This window comes from Arthrobacter sp. A2-55 (assembly GCF_025548615.1).
Lineage (GTDB): Bacteria > Actinomycetota > Actinomycetes > Actinomycetales > Micrococcaceae > Specibacter > Specibacter silviterrae.
Genome location: NZ_JAJLOZ010000149.1, coordinates 1 through 1,058 on the forward strand (window position 1 = coordinate 1; position 1,058 = coordinate 1,058).

Consider the following 1,058-nt stretch of genomic DNA (forward strand, 5'->3'; position numbering starts at 1 on the left):
ATTACCGCCGACAGATCGAGAAACAGGAAACGTTCACGTCCGATCTCCACGACGGCGCCCGGGCACGTGCGGCGCTTGATGAGGGTGGCCTCGTCCAATAACGTCCGTTTTGGAGGTCGATCAGGTCCCTTAAGGACCCGATGCGTGGAATGCGGCCGTAAACGCCTCTGATGTCAGTCGGCTTCCATGCCGAGATAGCGGTAGACGGTGGCTCGGCTGGCGCCGATGATTTTTCCGATGTCGGCTGGCTTCAACCCCTGGGTTTTCAAGTCGTGGGCCCGCTTGACGTTGGGGTGGTTAGCGGAAACTTCCCGCCGGCCTGCCTTGCGGCCGTAGGAGGCGGCGACCGCCATGCCGGCCTTGGTGCGTTCGGATAGTTGGTCGCGTTCGAGCTGGGCGAACGCGGAGATGATGGTAACCATGGCTTGGGCCATGGCCCCGCCCAGGTCACCTTCTGGGTCGGTGGCGATGCCGTCGCGCAGCGAGCGGAACTTGATGCCGCGCGCCTTGAAGTCGTCGAGGAGTTCGAGCAGGTGGCGAGTGTGGCGTCCGAGTCGATCCAGTTTCCAGACCACGACTTCATCGCCCCGGCTGAGTCGGTCCAGCATCTTGTCCAACTCAGGCCGGCTGGCCTTGGTCCCGCTGACCCCGTGGTCACGGTAGATGCGTTCACATCCTGCGGCTTCCAGTTCCCTGATCTGCAGTTCGGTGTCCTGATCCGCGGTGCTGACCCGGGCATAGCCAAGACGTGTCATGTGCACTCCTTCCGACGTCCTATCAAAGGATACTCATCCTGTGATGATGAGAATATCAGGATGAGACACATTGTTGAGACGCGCTGAAGCTTCGACACGCCACGCTCTAAAGGAAAAAGGGGGCGGCTGCCGGGTGTCCCGTCAAAGGTTCCATTGATGAGACTCTTGGCAAGTGGTTGCTGTCAGTTGGGCGCATCCTTGCCAAGAGCCGCGCGACCTCCGGGTTGTGCTGCCTTGCGCAAGAGGCGAGCGACCTCCGGGTTCATGGAGTAGCGCTCCCCGTTCCAACCCCAGATGTAGTGC

The 1,058-nt window shown here is 61.2% G+C and carries 1 protein-coding gene; it reads right to left on the reverse strand.

Annotation, left to right across the window (positions count from 1 at the left end; translation table 11 throughout):
* Positions 1–173: 173 nt before the first annotated feature.
* Positions 174–755, reverse strand: a complete 582-nt coding sequence (locus tag LPN03_RS20715) for a recombinase family protein (RefSeq protein WP_262455758.1) — start codon at positions 753–755, stop codon at positions 174–176.
* Between the last annotated feature and the right edge of the window lie 303 nt (positions 756–1,058).

Excerpts from the sequence above, each read along its gene's own strand:
- LPN03_RS20715 (WP_262455758.1), bottom strand. The coding sequence starts at position 755 with ATGACACGTCTTGGCTATGCCCGGGTCAGCACCGCGGATCAGGACACC.